This is a genomic window from Thalassospira sp. CH_XMU1448-2 (assembly GCF_037027285.1).
GTDB classification, from domain to species: domain Bacteria; phylum Pseudomonadota; class Alphaproteobacteria; order Rhodospirillales; family Thalassospiraceae; genus Thalassospira; species Thalassospira profundimaris_C.
This window is the reverse complement of record NZ_JAYMEA010000001.1, coordinates 340,794-354,867: the sequence shown is the minus strand read 5'-3', so window position 1 is coordinate 354,867 and position 14,074 is coordinate 340,794. Positions and strand designations below refer to the sequence as shown.

15 protein-coding genes are annotated in these 14,074 nt (G+C 55.8%); 6 read left to right on the top strand and 9 right to left on the bottom strand.

Features of this window, described 5'->3' with window-relative positions:
- The first annotated feature begins 27 nt into the window (after window positions 1-27).
- From WA318_RS01670 to WA318_RS01660, 3 genes are all read left to right on the top strand, one after another.
- Window positions 28-465, top strand: coding sequence for a YybH family protein (locus WA318_RS01670; protein WP_336079668.1), 438 nt, complete (start codon window positions 28-30; stop codon window positions 463-465).
- Between the two features lie 35 nt (window positions 466-500).
- Window positions 501-926, top strand: coding sequence for a VOC family protein (locus WA318_RS01665; protein WP_336079667.1), 426 nt, complete (start codon window positions 501-503; stop codon window positions 924-926).
- Between the two features lie 83 nt (window positions 927-1,009).
- Entirely contained in the window at window positions 1,010-2,521 is a 1,512-nt protein-coding gene (locus WA318_RS01660) for a YifB family Mg chelatase-like AAA ATPase (protein ID WP_336079666.1), read from the top strand.
- 101 nt (window positions 2,522-2,622) lie between these two features.
- Here WA318_RS01660 and WA318_RS01655 read toward each other — a convergent pair whose 3' ends face one another.
- Entirely contained in the window at window positions 2,623-3,537 is a 915-nt protein-coding gene (locus WA318_RS01655) for a LysR family transcriptional regulator (RefSeq protein ID WP_336079665.1), read from the bottom strand.
- Between the two features lie 112 nt (window positions 3,538-3,649).
- Here WA318_RS01655 and WA318_RS01650 point away from each other — a divergent pair, with 112 nt between their 5' ends.
- Together WA318_RS01650 and WA318_RS01645 are read left to right on the top strand one after the other, a co-directional pair.
- Window positions 3,650-4,426: an SDR family NAD(P)-dependent oxidoreductase gene (locus WA318_RS01650; protein WP_336079664.1), complete on the top strand. Its 777-nt coding sequence runs from the start codon at window positions 3,650-3,652 to the stop codon at window positions 4,424-4,426.
- Window positions 4,427-4,438: 12 nt separating this feature from the next.
- Window positions 4,439-5,425, top strand: a complete 987-nt coding sequence (locus WA318_RS01645) for an aldo/keto reductase (RefSeq protein WP_336079663.1) — start codon at window positions 4,439-4,441, stop codon at window positions 5,423-5,425.
- Window positions 5,426-5,579: 154 nt separating this feature from the next.
- Here WA318_RS01645 and WA318_RS01640 read toward each other — a convergent pair whose 3' ends face one another.
- From WA318_RS01640 to WA318_RS01615, 6 genes are all read right to left on the bottom strand, one after another.
- Complete coding sequence (locus tag WA318_RS01640) at window positions 5,580-6,332, bottom strand: ATP-binding cassette domain-containing protein (protein WP_114096354.1); 753 nt, start codon at window positions 6,330-6,332, stop codon at window positions 5,580-5,582.
- Window positions 6,333-6,342: 10 nt separating this feature from the next.
- On the bottom strand, window positions 6,343-7,542 hold the full coding sequence (locus WA318_RS01635; RefSeq protein ID WP_336079662.1) for an alanine racemase: 1,200 nt from the start codon (window positions 7,540-7,542) through the stop codon (window positions 6,343-6,345).
- 21 nt (window positions 7,543-7,563) lie between these two features.
- Entirely contained in the window at window positions 7,564-8,565 is a 1,002-nt protein-coding gene (locus WA318_RS01630; RefSeq protein ID WP_336079661.1) for an ABC transporter permease, read from the bottom strand.
- Window positions 8,566-8,677: 112 nt separating this feature from the next.
- On the bottom strand, window positions 8,678-9,739 hold the full coding sequence (locus tag WA318_RS01625) for a substrate-binding domain-containing protein (protein ID WP_336079660.1): 1,062 nt from the start codon (window positions 9,737-9,739) through the stop codon (window positions 8,678-8,680).
- Window positions 9,740-9,827: 88 nt separating this feature from the next.
- A complete protein-coding gene (locus WA318_RS01620) occupies window positions 9,828-11,102 on the bottom strand; it encodes a M20 family metallopeptidase (protein WP_336079659.1) in 1,275 nt (424 codons plus the stop codon).
- Window positions 11,099-12,313 carry an ROK family transcriptional regulator gene (locus WA318_RS01615; protein WP_114096349.1) on the bottom strand — a complete coding sequence of 405 codons (1,215 nt, stop codon included), beginning with the start codon at window positions 12,311-12,313 and terminating at the stop codon, window positions 11,099-11,101. The genes WA318_RS01620 and WA318_RS01615 overlap by 4 nt, the downstream gene beginning before the upstream one ends.
- Before the next feature lie 259 nt (window positions 12,314-12,572).
- On the opposite strand from WA318_RS01615, the gene WA318_RS01610 reads away from it, so the two are divergent.
- Window positions 12,573-13,304: a ShlB/FhaC/HecB family hemolysin secretion/activation protein gene (locus tag WA318_RS01610; protein WP_114096348.1), complete on the top strand. Its 732-nt coding sequence runs from the start codon at window positions 12,573-12,575 to the stop codon at window positions 13,302-13,304.
- A gap of 6 nt (window positions 13,305-13,310) precedes the next feature.
- On the opposite strand, the gene WA318_RS01605 is transcribed toward WA318_RS01610, so the two are convergent.
- Window positions 13,311-13,610: a phosphoribosylpyrophosphate synthetase gene (locus WA318_RS01605; RefSeq protein WP_114096855.1), complete on the bottom strand. Its 300-nt coding sequence runs from the start codon at window positions 13,608-13,610 to the stop codon at window positions 13,311-13,313.
- An 87-nt stretch (window positions 13,611-13,697) separates the two neighbouring features.
- Window positions 13,698-13,991: a phosphoribosylpyrophosphate synthetase gene (locus WA318_RS01600; RefSeq protein ID WP_114096347.1), complete on the bottom strand. Its 294-nt coding sequence runs from the start codon at window positions 13,989-13,991 to the stop codon at window positions 13,698-13,700.
- Between the last annotated feature and the right edge of the window lie 83 nt (window positions 13,992-14,074).

The following is a 14,074-nucleotide window of genomic DNA, read 5'->3' as shown; positions in this document are numbered from 1 at the left end:
TCGTGTCACCAACAAAGGATATGTCTGATGAAACATGCGACCAGCAAAGACTATCAGGAGATCAAAAACGTTTTTGACCGCTGGATTGAAGCGGCCAGTAATCGAAATGTTGATGCCATCATGGAACTTTATCACGACGATATCTGTTCCTATGACGCGGTCGGGCCGCTGCAAATTAACGGGCGGGCCGACTATCATGCCCATTGGCAAAGCTGCATACCCGATCAGGGCGACATGATTTTTCAATCACAGGAACCGGTTATCCGGGCGTCTGGCCATCTTGCGGTGGCACATTTCCTGATCCGGTGTGGCATTCGTAACCCGGATGGCAGCGAACAGGCCAGCTGGATGCGCGCCACCAGCCATCTTGAAAAGCAGGGTGGGCACTGGCGCATCATGCATGAACATTTTTCGGTGCCTTTTGATTGTGACAGCGGTGAAGCCCAGTTCGGGCTGGAGCCGTGACCCTTGCGACCACCTTTTTTACAAGGAATATCCCGATGAAACTGATCACTTATCTGAATTTTGATGGCAACTGCCGTGAAGCATTTGAGTTTTACAAATCTGTTCTGGGCGGTGAATTGATCATGATGGCCTATGGCGATACGCCGATGGCCGGTGACATGCCAGACCATAATGACAAGATCGCCCATGCCTGCCTGATGGGGGATGACTGGCATCTGATGGCATCGGACTGCCCGCCTGGTTACTTCAGTCCGATGCAGGGCATGAATGCCTCGCTTCATTTTGAAGAGCCCGACGAAGCAAAGAAAATTTTCGATGCGCTTTCGGTCGGTGGCACGGTGACCATGCCGTTCGAGGAAACCTTCTGGTCGCCGGGTTATGGCATCTTTGTCGACCGGTTCGGCACGCCCTGGATGATCAATACCGAGATGCCCGCCGATGCGCAGGCAGGATCCGCCTAGTCCGCTGTTGATAAACGATTTGTTGCCCTGATCCCCGTTTCCCGTCAAAGTAATGCAACTTGTGGTTACGGGGATCAGCCAGCATGACAGCGCGGGTTACGACAGTTGCCTTTGCCGGAATTGAAACGATTGCCGTCGATGTTCAGGTGCAAATGGCAAGTGGCCTGCCGGCTTTTACGGTGGTAGGGCTGCCTGACAAGGCCGTTTCCGAGGCCCGCGAACGTGTGCGATCCGCCCTTTCCGCGATGGGACTGGCTTTGCCGCCCAAACGGATTACCATCAATCTTGCACCCGCCGATTTGCTTAAGGAAGGATCGCATTTCGATCTGCCGATTGCCCTGGGCCTTCTGGCCGAAATGGATGTGATCGGCCATGAGGATATCGAGCGGTTTCTGGTGCTCGGCGAGCTTGGCCTTGATGGCAGTATTACCAAGGTTGGCGGGGTTTTGCCCGCTGCAATGGAAGCCGGGATGTGCGAATGCGGGATTATTTGCCCGCGTGATAACGGGGCCGAAGCCCTTTGGGCCGGTGATCTGGAAATCCTCGCGCCCAAGACGCTGATCAGCCTGATCAATCATTTCAAGGGAACGCAGATTCTTGCCCGTCCGGTCCGCCATGAGGACGGCGAAATCAGCGAATTTCACGGCGACCTGCGCGATATCAAGGGACAGGAAAGTGCCAAGCGCGCGCTTGAGATCGCAGCCGCCGGTGGGCATAACCTTTTGATGTCGGGACCACCCGGATCGGGAAAATCCATGCTGGCCGCCCGCCTGCCCGGTATTTTGCCCGATCTTGATGCCAGACAGGCGCTTGAAACCACGGTGATCCATTCGGTGTCAGGATTGCTGCCTGCAGGCGGGCTTATTCGCACCCGCCCCTTCAGGCAACCGCACCATTCAGCATCCATGCCCGCCCTTGTCGGGGGTGGTCACCGGGTCAAACCGGGCGAGATTTCACTGGCCCATAACGGGGTGTTGTTTCTTGATGAATTGCCGGAATTCCAACGCAATGTGCTGGATGCCCTGCGCCAGCCGCTTGAAACCGGGCAGGTTTCCGTGGCGCGCGCCAATGCGCATGTGACCTATCCGGCACGGGTGCAACTGGTCGCGGCGATGAATCCGTGTCGTTGCGGCTATCTGGGCGATAATGATCTGGCCTGTACCCGTGCGCCCAGATGTGGCGAGGATTATCAGGCAAGGTTATCGGGGCCGCTTCTCGATCGCTTTGATATTCAGATCGAGGTCCCGGCGGTAAAGCCTGAAGAACTTGATTTGCCAGCCAATGGTGAAAGCAGTGCGATCATTCGCGAACGGGTGTTTCTCGCCCGGGAACTGCAAATGTTGCGATATAAAAACGAAAACATATCGACCAATGCGCTGGCCGATGGCGAAGTCCTGCAAGAAGCCGCGGCTTTGGATGCTGACGGGCGCAGATTGCTTCAGGATGCGGCGCGTCAGATGAAGCTCTCGGCGCGCGGCTATCACCGTATTCTTCGGGTGGCCCGCACCATCGCCGATCTGGCCGGAAGTGCGGGTGTCAAACGCGGCCACATTGCCGAGGCGCTGAATTACCGGCAGATGGTTTATCGGCGCTAATCCATCATTGTTGGTACTTTTGCACCCTTGTCGCAAGACATTTGAAAGCGCTTGCCGTCTTGCCAAATCTTGGGTGCCGATCATTGCTGACCTGGGTGAGATCATATGCGCGACAGGCCGTTCTGTTTTCGGATGATATTGATAAGGCCGCGCAAGCCCGGATGATTGTTGTGGCGGCTGCTGTAATACATATGGAAGGGATCATCAGATGATGCATAGTCTTCCAGCACGATTTCAAGCTGCCCGCTGGCAAGCTCGTCGGCAATCCGTGATTCCAGCAGATAGGCCAGTCCAAGTCCGGCCTTGGCGGCCGAAATCGTGGTCGCCGTGTCCTGAATGGTGATGTGGCCGGGCACGCGATAGCTTTTCTGATCCGGGCCGGTGCCAAGTTCCCAGGGAAAACGCGAATTGTCACCCAGAAGAAGTTGCAGGCATGTGTGATTGCGCAGATCTTCGGGGGTATCGGGTTTTCCGTGCCGTTCAAGGTAGTTTGGTGCGCCTGCCACCACCCAGCGTTGGGGTCCGCTGAGGGCGACGGCAACCATGTCTTCCGGGACCAGATGCCCATACCGGATGCCGGCATCATATCCTTCTGCGACAATATCAATCGGCCGGTTTTCAACAACAATGCCGAGGCTGACGTCGGGAAAGGTCTTGGCAAATTCAGGTAGTGCGGGGGCGATGAGAAGGTGTGCGGCATCGGAAAAGGCGTTGATGCGAACCTCGCCAAAGCTGGCGGCACCGGGTGCATCAAGCGTCTGGAGTGCTTCATCGAGTTTGTCAAAGCCCTCTGCAAGCTTGGTTGCAAGGTCCTGACCCAGTTCGGTTGCCACGATTGCGCGGGTGGTTCGATTGATCAGCTTTACGCCAAGGCGGCTTTCCAGACGGCGGATCGCGTGACTTGCGGCCGACGGTGAAAGCCCGAATTCAATGGCCGCAGCCTTGAAACTCTGGCGGCGGACAATTGCCAGAAACAGGCGTAGATCGGCAAACTCTGCGCGGTCGATTCCAGCCAAGTTGAACTCTATTCACTTTGTGGATGATTTCAATTCATGAGAAACCACACCACACCGGTCCGTGCAACAAGTAATCTGGCCAAAAGTCAGACAATTTAGCCGGAGGAATACGATGAGTGATATTCAGGCAATCAGGATTCCAGACCTGATGTCGCGGCGTGTTTTGGTAACCGGGGGCTCAACCGGGATCGGGGCCGAGATTGTCCGGGGGTTTGCCGCGCAGGGTGCCAAGGTTGCCCTTCATTACAATGAAAGCCGTGAAGCAGCACTTGCCCTTCAGGCAGAGTTTCCTGAACATGTCTTTCCTGTTCAGGGCGATATGAGTGTAACGGGTACACCGTCGAAAGTTGTCAGGGAAGCCGCCCGGATTCTTGGCGGGCTGGATGGCCTGATCAATAATGCTGGCGGCATGCTCGGACGTGTGCCCACAACCGAGGTCGAACCTGACCATTTTGACCGTGTCTTTGCCCTGAATGGCAAATCGGTCTGGGAAGCCACGGTGGCGGCGTATCCTTACCTCAAAGCGTCGGAAAACGGTTTTGTGGTCAATACGACATCAATTGCTGCGCGCAATGGCGGCGGCGGTGGTGCTGTGCTGTATGCGGCGGCAAAATCCTTTGTCAGCAGCCTGACACGCGGACAGGCAAAGGAATTTGTGGCAGACGGCATTCGCGTGAACGCTGTTTCGCCGGGTCTTATTCAGACGCCGTTTCATGACCGCTATACACCGCCTGATGTTCTTGCCGCGCAAAGCGCAACAGTACCGATGGGCCGCGTGGGCCGACCGGATGAATGTGTCGGGGCGTTCCTGTTTCTCGCCTCGAACGCCATGGCGGGCTACATCACAGGCCAGATCATCGAGGTCAATGGCGGCCAGTTAATGCCTTAGGAGCAACAATACATGAACTACAGAAAATTTGGTAAGACAGGGCGCACGGTTTCGGAAGTCGGTTTCGGTGCCTGGGCCATTGGTGGCGCCTGGGGCGATGTTTCAGAGGCTGACGCGCGTGCGGCCCTGCATGCCGCCCTTGATAATGGCACGACCTTCATTGATACCGCCGACGTTTATGGTGATGGCCGGTCGGAAAAAATCATCGCCGATGTCATGAAAGAACGCGGTGGCGAACGTCCGTTCATCGCAACCAAGGCCGGACGTCGCCTCGATCCGCATGTGTCCGAGGGCTACAACAAGCAGAACCTGACAGCGTTTGTTGAACGCAGCCTTAAGAACCTTGCGACGGATTGTCTTGATCTTGTGCAGCTTCATTGCCCGCCGACAGAGGTTTTCTATCGCCCGGATGTGTTCGAGGTGATGGAGGAAATGGTTACCGCCGGGAAAATCCGCAATTACGGTGTTTCGGTCGAAAAGGTCGAAGAAGGTCTCAAAGCCATCGAATATCCCGGCGTCGCGTCGGTTCAGATCATTTACAACATCTTCCGCCAACGCCCGTCCGGACTTTTCTTCCGCGAGGCAAAAGCAAAGAATGTCGGGGTCATCGTCCGTGTGCCGCTGGCATCGGGCCTTTTGACGGGCAAGATGACAAAGGAAACCGCCTTTGCCGCAGACGACCACCGGGCGTTTAACCGCAACGGCGAGGCGTTTGACAAAGGCGAAACATTCGCCGGTGTGCCGTTTGATGTCGCGCTCGAGGCTATTGAGGAAATCCGCCGACTGGTTCCGGACAATATCACCATGGCGCAGTTCGCCCTGCGCTGGATTCTGATGGAAGAGTCGGTTGGTGTTGTGATCCCGGGGGCAAAGAATGCAGCCCAGGCAGCAGCGAATGCGGCGGCAAGTGATGTTGCGCCACTGCCGCCGGAAGTGATCGGCGAACTGCGCAAAATCTATGAGCAGCGCATCGCCCCGCACGTCCATCATTTGTGGTGATCAAACGTTTCCATCGGCTGTGAAGAGTCATGATGCAGATAAAGGGGTACCAAGCCTTTGGTATCCCTTTTTTTGCGTTTTCGGACGGCAAAAGCGGGGCCGTGTCGTTGAGTGATCGACAGATGGTTTATTGCTGGTAGTTCAATAACGGTTTTTAAGCGGCATCCTGCTGCTGCAGGCCGGTAATCATGCCGATGATTTCGTTTTTATCTGTCTTGGCGGTTTCGCGAATGCCGATCTGCTGGCCGCGACGCAGTACACAGATGCGATCGGCCAGGCGGAAGACCTGATCAAGGCTGTGGCTGATGATCAGAACACCGATATTGCGGGCCTTGAGAGATTCAACGATTTCCTCGACCTTGGCGGTTTCGGCAACCCCAAGGGCTGCGGTCGGTTCATCCAGCAGGATGACCTTTTTGGCCCAGCGGGTCGCACGAGCAATCGCCACCCCCTGACGCTGCCCGCCCGAAAGATCGCGGATGGTCGCATGCGGGCTTGGAATACGAACATCAAGTTCGTCGACCAGCTTCTGGGTTTCGGCAATCATGGTCTTGCGATCAAGAAGGCCAAAGCGATTGGTGATTTCACGCCCCAGGAACATGTTCATGTAAACACTTTGCTGATCGGCAAGGGCAAGGTCCTGATAGACTACCTCGATCCCGTGGGATCGGGCGATTTCGGCACTGGCCATCGAGACGGTTTCATCCTCGATCGTGATCGTGCCGGAACTCGGCGCATACACGCCCGATATGATCTTGATCAGGGTCGATTTTCCTGCGCCATTGTCCCCGACAAGGGCGACGATCTCGCCGGGATGGATATCAAGCGAGAAATTCTCGATGGCCGTTACGGCACCGAAATGCTTTTGAATGTCTTTAAGGCTCAGGACCGGTTTTTGGCTGTTCATCCCTAATCTCCTATACCGGCCAGGCGGCTGTTTCGCCAAAGCTGTTTTCAATGGTTTCAACAACCGGATTACCGGTCGAAATGCCCGATACACCTACCACATAGGCGCGTGTGACAAAGGCCTGCCCGCGGAACCCGAACACGGCGGTATTGCCCGGTTTCGGGGCCTTTGGCCCGGTGGCATCAATCATCGCGTAATAATCGATCATGGAGGGTGGCGGGACTTCAACGGACCGAAGTGCGGTGCTTGCGGTGGTCGGTTCATCGGAAACGATGGCCTGCACGTCATAATCGGGGAAGATCGGATCAATATAGAACCCGCCGCCAAAGCAATATGCCTTGCCACCCGAAAGATGCGAGACCTCGGTCAGATAAAGAACCGCTGGCAGTTCGGGCAAATCTTCAACCACATGCAGGGCTGTGGTGCCATGAATGCCATTGCCCGGTTCGCACTGGGTCGCGCCGGCTTCGGCAAGACCGGCCAGAAGCACAGATGACGTGGTGCCCGGTGCATTAATTTCGATATCAGAACGACCGCGTTTTGCCAGAAGATCGGCTGCCTTGGCAAGCGTGCCCAGATTTTGGGTCGGCAGGACCTTGCGGCTGTCATGATCAAACAGCAAGGCGGGGAATGTGGTGATACCGGCAAAGCGCCCGCCGTCAAGATCATCAAGGAAATCAGCAACTTCTGCGATATCATCAGCAGCAAAGCCGCCTTCATGGCCGCGATAGAATGTATCCCCCTCGGCATGGATGCGGGCCAGAAGATCCTGAACATAACCGGCCTTTTTGGCCGCCGATGCGGCTTCTTTGGCCTTGATGTCGTTAAAGACGGTCCAGTAATCCGGGCGGAACCGTTCGGCTGCGGCGTCGGCTTCGAACTTTGCTACCTGTTGCAAATGGCCAAGATGGCCAACCCGCAATCCGGCATTATGGGTTGCACGCGCACACGCCATGTCGACTGCAACAGACCGGTCAATACCGCCACGCATGACCGCATGCGAGAACGAGCTGGCACGCCCGACCTGCTTGGTCATGGCAAAGATTTTAAGGCCGTGCTTGTCGGCTTCGGTTTTAAGGGTGCGGGCATTGGCCTCGACCGCATCAAGATCAAGGATATAGGCATTTGCCGGAACCTTGCCGTCGCGGTGAAGGGCCATCGCGGCTTCGATGAATTTCGGGTTGCGGCGACGCAATACATCAAGAAACATTTTTTGCTCCTGCGTTCTGGATTACCGCGCTTTTTCGCGCAACGAGACAGCAACCGCCGCCAGAATGATAAGACCCCGGACGATCATCTGATCGGAAACCGAAAGCCCCATCAGGATCAGCCCGTTATTAAGCATCCCCATCATCAGTGATCCGATCAGCGCGCCAATGATGGTGCCCTTGCCACCATGAAGAAGCGTGCCGCCGACAATGACAGCAGCAATCACTGTCATCAGATCTGATTCCCCAAGGGTATATTTGGCGGCCTGCAAGCGCCCGGCATACAGCAGTCCGGCAAGACCGGCGAGCGCACCCGAAAGGGTCAGGACATAAAGGCGAATGCGCGCGACCTTGATGCCTGAAACACTTGCTGCGCGCGGATTGTCACCGGTTGCCAATACATGCGCGCCAAAACGGGTTTCACGGTAGATGAAATGTCCGATGGCAACCGCCATCACCGTCCACCAGATCAGGGACGGAATGCCAAGGAAGCTGCCCGAGCCAAAGAAACCGGCGAAATCAAGATCCAGAACCGGGATCGAGCGCAAATTGGTCATGGATCGCGCAATCCCGGCAAACAGTCCCATGGTCGCAAGGGTGACCAGAAATGATGGCAAACGGACAAAGGCAACGACTGCACCATTGACTGCGCCTGCGACAATACCGGTCGCCATGCCGGCAAGAATACCGGCTGTCATGCCATATTCATTCATCACGACGGCGGCTGCCAGCGCAGACATGGCAACGATGGAGCCAAAGGAAAGGTCGATCTCGCCAGCTGAAAGCACAAAAACCAGACCAATGGCAAGGATGGTCGCCGGTGCGGTTTGCAACACAATGTTCGAAAGGTTTCTGACCGACAGGAACCCGTTATCACCAAGAGTTACGGCAAAGAACAGGAAGATCGCCAGAAAGCCGAAATAGACGACATATTGCTGCAGGTTGATCTTGCCCAGTATCTTGCCAGGCGTGCTTTGCGCCGGGGATTTTGCAGATATCGGGGTGCCGGTTTTTGATTGAGACATGGCAGTCACTTTCTTGGGCAGAACGGCAAGGTATTAAGGTGCGGAAAAGTCGGGAAGTTTAAATGCAGGACGGCCGCAAGAGCCGCCCCGCATCGTCGTATCTATGCCGAGATCAGTTCAGCGTTTTGATGACAGATTCCGGTGCTTCGCGGTTAAGCGACTCTTTCCAGCCTTCAAGCACATTGGCCTTTTCGACTGTCAGTGCCGGGGCCACGATAAAGGCCGGGGTTTCTTCACCCAGAAGCGCCTTAAGGCCGGTTGCCGCCATTGCGCGGCCGAGTTCATAGGCCTTGTCGGCAACAATCGCGGTGACATTGCCATCGCGTACCATGTCAAGCGCGACCGGTTCGGACAGATCAAGCGTCACGATCTTGGTGTGTTTGTTGCCACTCGCACGAAGGGCGGCCAGAACGCCATCTGCCGGTTCGGCCCAGGTGACATAGATGCCGTCAAGGTCCGGGTGCTGGAGCAGCATGGCAGATGCCAGTTCCTCGGCGCGAGCCGGGTCGGTAATGCCTTGTTCTGCAACGATTTCAATGCCAGGATAGTCTTTTTCGATTGTAGTTTTAAAGGCATTGTCACGCTGGTTGGTGACGTAATAGGTGGCATCGTGGAAGATCCAGCCAACCTTGCCCTTTTCACCGATATCCCTGGCAAGGGCATCTGCGGCCTGTTTGCCCATCTCGAACAGGTCATCGGTGACGATGGCGGCATAGTCGCTGCCATGTTCGTACCCGGATGGCAGGTTCGACAGGAAGACCAGCTTGGTATTATTGGCAACCGCCTCGCGGAAGGCTGCGGCCGAGGTCACCGGATCAAGCGGCAGGGCAAGGATCACGTCGGGTTCGACGGTAAGGGCGGTTTCAATGTCACTGCGCTGACGGGCGGCATCAAATCCAGCATCGGTGGTCACGGCGATTGAAACGCCTGCCTTGGCGAATTCATCGGTGGCACCAGCCGAAACCGCATTGATGAAATCAGACGAGGTATGCCACAGCAAAGCGGCCTTGAGGCCCTTTTCCTTCAGGCTGGCAAACTCGGCGTCCGACAGGGTGATTTCGGCACTTGGCGTTGCGGTTTCGCCGTTCGGACCAACGGTCTGGGCATGGGCGAGTGCGCTTGTCATCATGATACCGGCGATCAGACCGGTTTTAAGCAATCCCTTGATCAGCATGAGCCATTCCTCTGATAGATAATGTGTTTTTTGTCTTGTTTGGTCTTGTTTTTGGTCGGTTCTGGTGGTGGTAAGCTGTCGCCTGGTCTCAGTCTGCGACTCCGCAATAACGGGCCATAAAGCAGGCAAAGGCGACGATGCCTGCAAAATATTCTTCGATATCAACGCGTTCTTCGAATGTGTGGCAGTTGCGGATATCACCGGGCGCGCAATAGACCGCCGGTGTGCCCAGCTCGTTGACAAAGAACGGGGTTTCCGACCAGAACGGCGCGCCTTCAATGGTGCCCCGTCCTGCCATCGCACCAGCGACAGCCTCGGACAAAGCGCGCACTTCGGGCAAAGTCGGGTCGATTTCGGCGGCTGATCCTCCAAGCGGATGATCACGACCAGCCGGATAGCTGATCGAAACTGCAATATCGGGATCAACGATGGCGCTGCGAATGATGTCTTCCATTTCGCGGGCCGCATCATCCAGGCTTTCGCCCGGCAACAGTTTGCGGATCAGCGACAAAGAACATTCTTCCGGAACCGCAATGAAACCGCCGCCGGTCAGTCCGGTGATCAGAAGGAAGCCCTCGCCGATCAGGTCGTGATGCCCGCGCGATTTCAGGTCATCCGAATGCGACCACAGTGCGGACATGACGGAATGTGCAGCTTTCAGTGCATCCTTGCCCAGTTCCGGCACGCCGAAATAGGCCGATTTTCCGGTGATTTTGATATCGGCGATGTAAAAGCCGATCTGGGCCGGATAGACCGCAAGACGGGTTGGTTCGACATAGACTGTAAAGTCAGGCTTGGCGATCTCGCCCGCTTTGATGCGGTTGGTGTAATCCTTTACCCCGGCCGAGATGCCCGATCCGGGCTGACCGCTTTCTTCATCGCCGACATAGGCAAAGGCAAGATCGCCTTTAAGCCGGATACCCGCTGCATCCAGAAGGCTGAGTGCTGCAAGCGATGCGCAAATCCCGGCTTTGAGATCACCGGATCCCCGGCCCCAGACTTCACCGTCGATCAATGGCGCACCAAACGGATCTTCGCGTTCTGTGCCCTGCCAATGTTCGCGCCAGCCATCGACATGGACCGTATCGGTATGACCGATAAACAGAAGTCGTTTCGATGTGTTATCGGAATGACTGGTGGTCCCTTTGCGCTCTCCCCAGATATTGGGGCGACCGGGTTCAAATTCGGCGGTTGCGATGGCTTCAATACCGCGCTTTTCCATCTGGCTGGCAAGATAGGCGACGAAGTTGGCTTCGTTTCCTGTAATGCTTTCAGCCCCGATGGCCCCCCGGAACAGGTCAAGCGCATCATCGCGATCAAGCAATTTGGCCAGTTTGGTGTGCAGGTCGGATGTCTGGGTCATTTCCCGGCTCCTTGCAGCGATACCGAGCTGGCCGGGGGCAGGGAAATACGCCCGTCCGGGGCATCAGCCCCGAAAAAGGTATTATGAAGATGGCCAAGCCCGATGGCCGCAGCCCCGATGATGGCGGCGCGCTGATGCAGGTTGCTGGGCACGATTTCGACCGGTTGGGGCATGATCTGGATCAGGAATTTTTGGGTGCGCGCGATCAGTTCCGGACGATCACCGATGGAACCGCCAAGAATGATCTTTTCCGGATTGGCGATGGCGGCAATTGCACCCACCCCAAAGGCAAGATAGCGGGCCGTTTCATCAAGAACCTGACTGGCGGCTACTTCGCCGCCATTGGCGGCATCAAAGATTTCGGGCACTTTGACGTCACGTCCGGTCAATGCCTTGTAACGCTGGACCATTCCGACCGAGGCCACAACACGTTCATAAGCCCCGGCCCGAATGGACTCGCTATCAAACGGGTCTGCACCGAATGGCAGGAAACCAAGTTCGCCAGCCGCATTCCGGGCGCCCCGCACCAGTTCGCCATTCACCATCAGGCCGCTGCCGATCCCGGTGCCCAATGCAATAAAGGCCAGATTATCAATGCCCTGGCCTTCACCGAGCCAGTTTTCACCCAGAACAGCCAGATTGACGTCATTTTCAAGCATGACGTCAAAGCCGAACGCCTCCTCAAACGCGGCAAAGACATTCATGTCTTCAAAACCGGCAATATTTGGCGCCAGCAGAACCCGACCGGTTTTCGGGTCCGGGGCACCGGGCACGCCGATAACTGCAAGGCGGATGCGGTCGCGGTCGATCTTCTGGTTGCGGGCCGCTTGCCAGCACAGTTCGGCAATCTGGTTGACCAGATCCTGACCGCCACGGGGATCGGTGGGAGCGACTTCCTCGGCAAAGACCTGACAGGCCAGATCGGCAATGGCGACGCGAACCTTGGTGCCGCCAAGATCAACTGCGGCAATGAAGGCAGCGTCAGGGATCAGTTCATAGGTAACAGCAGTACGACCGATATGGCCGCCGGTGCGCCCGGTTTCCTGTACCCAGCCGGCTTCTTCAAGCTGACGGACAATTTCGGAAATCGTCTGTTTTGACAGACCGGTTTGTTTGGCAATGGATGCACGCGAAATCGGACCATTCTGGACGATGGTCTCCATTACTGCACGCTGGGAAAACTTCCGGGAAATGCGCAAAGTTTCGCTCACCGGCCTCTCCTGATGATCTGATTTTTATTTGGTTTATTTAATTCGTTCTGTTACCGAACTATCTATATCAGAAGAAGGGATGTCAAGCATGATATGCGCGGAAATCACATATTCATGATGTGCAGGTTGAATTTTATCCCTAGAAAGATTCTGTATAGTGTGTTGAAAAGTATGAAGATTAGTCGTCAGCCCGATCAGGCGGAGATGTGATTCTCCGCTTGAGACGGTCGGAGCCTATACCGACCAGCTGAATTTCAGTGTGCCGTTCAAATCAAGTGATAACACCCTGCTCTATTCCACCACGCCGGTTACAGACAATGTGACCCATGTCGTCCAGGCCGAGGCCGGCTATTCCGGAAATTATACGATGGATGGCACAACGTTCGGATTTGGCGGCACCATCGTTGCCAGCCCTGGTGGCCTGACATCGCGAAATGAGGATCAGTATTTCAATACCAGTCGTTCGGGGGCAAAGGCCAATTACCTTATCGGCCGGGGGGCCTTTTCCTTTGCCACGCCCTTGCCCAATGATTTCAGCCTGCATGGATCGGTCAATGCACAATTGGCATCCGGTAATCTTCTGGGAAGCGAACAGCTCATGATGACTGGTTCATCTGCGGTGCGCGGCTATCAGGATGGCAAAATTTATCGCGATGAGGCAATTGTTGGCCGGTTTGAGTTGCATGCTCCGTCCTTCGGGCTTGTCGATTTGCTGCCCGGACTGTCGCAAAATCTGGCCGATATTGATCTTCCGGCTCAGGACAGCCTGACATTTCTGACATTTGCTGATCTGGGGGCTGGCCGGAACAAGTTTCCGATTGCTGGCGAGGATTCCACCGTCACTGTTGCATCAGCCGGACTGGGCCTGCGTTATTTCCTCGGACCGTTAATCTCGGTCTCGGCGGATTATGGCTGGGAGCTTGCCGATAACGCAGACGTCATTACCGACCGTTCCAGCCGACTTCATTTGCAAGTGACAATTGGCTATTAGCCCTGTCTAGCTGTTCGCCCGGTTTCGGCGCAGCTGATCGATGATGCGGGCCTTGTGCGGGTCGGTATGGAATGAATCCGCGACGATCATGATCCCTTTGGTGCCGTCTTTGGCCTCGATCATGAAAAGTGTTGCATCATCGCCCGGATCGGTACCGTGATCGGTGCTGTTGGAATGGACAAGTCGCAGTTCGTCGGCGGCATAAAGATGACCGGTGCCGTCGCTGCGCACACCATCGCGTTCGCACATGAAATGATGGGTAAAGCCGTGTTCTTTGGCATTTGCCTGAAGATCGGCAAGGGTCATGGGAACCTCCGTGATCGAAATTTCCTGATACAGGTAAAACGTCACAGATGTCAGGAATGTTCCGACACATGACAGGTGCGCGACAGATCAGGACGGACGACGGCGCAAATGATCGACCAGATCGGCCTTGTCGGGATCGGTATGGAAACTGTCAGGGACAATCAGCATGCCGCGTGTGCCGTCGGCGGCCTCAATCATATAAAGGGTGGCGTCATCGCCGGGATCGGTGCCGTTATCGACCCCACGACTGTCAAGGATCGTCAGGTCATCGGCATGGTATTTTGCCTGTTTGCCATCACAGAACACATGATTGTTACGGGCACTGAACAGATGGATGAAACCGCGTTCACGGGCCATATCCTGCAATTCGATCAAATTCATGATGGTGCTCCGATCCGTGCTTGAAGGGACTGGTACAGTCTAGCAGAAATTGACCGCAATGTTATTGCGCAAGCGCAAAGCCA

What these genes read in the sequence shown, in the direction of transcription:
- WA318_RS01630 (WP_336079661.1), bottom strand. Translation starts at nt 8,565, where the DNA reads ATGTCTCAATCAAAAACCGGCACCCCGATATCTGCAAAATCCCCGGCG.
- WA318_RS01620 (WP_336079659.1), bottom strand. Translation starts at nt 11,102, where the DNA reads ATGACCCAGACATCCGACCTGCACACCAAACTGGCCAAATTGCTTGAT.
- WA318_RS01645 (WP_336079663.1), top strand. Translation starts at nt 4,439, where the DNA reads ATGAACTACAGAAAATTTGGTAAGACAGGGCGCACGGTTTCGGAAGTC.
- WA318_RS01635 (WP_336079662.1), bottom strand. Translation starts at nt 7,542, where the DNA reads ATGTTTCTTGATGTATTGCGTCGCCGCAACCCGAAATTCATCGAAGCC.
- WA318_RS01670 (WP_336079668.1), top strand. Translation starts at nt 28, where the DNA reads ATGAAACATGCGACCAGCAAAGACTATCAGGAGATCAAAAACGTTTTT.
- WA318_RS01660 (WP_336079666.1), top strand. Translation starts at nt 1,010, where the DNA reads ATGACAGCGCGGGTTACGACAGTTGCCTTTGCCGGAATTGAAACGATT.
- WA318_RS01665 (WP_336079667.1), top strand. Translation starts at nt 501, where the DNA reads ATGAAACTGATCACTTATCTGAATTTTGATGGCAACTGCCGTGAAGCA.
- WA318_RS01640 (WP_114096354.1), bottom strand. Translation starts at nt 6,332, where the DNA reads ATGAACAGCCAAAAACCGGTCCTGAGCCTTAAAGACATTCAAAAGCAT.
- WA318_RS01625 (WP_336079660.1), bottom strand. Translation starts at nt 9,739, where the DNA reads ATGCTGATCAAGGGATTGCTTAAAACCGGTCTGATCGCCGGTATCATG.
- WA318_RS01650 (WP_336079664.1), top strand. Translation starts at nt 3,650, where the DNA reads ATGAGTGATATTCAGGCAATCAGGATTCCAGACCTGATGTCGCGGCGT.
- WA318_RS01605 (WP_114096855.1), bottom strand. Translation starts at nt 13,610, where the DNA reads ATGACCCTTGCCGATCTTCAGGCAAATGCCAAAGAACACGGCTTTACC.
- WA318_RS01600 (WP_114096347.1), bottom strand. Translation starts at nt 13,991, where the DNA reads ATGAATTTGATCGAATTGCAGGATATGGCCCGTGAACGCGGTTTCATC.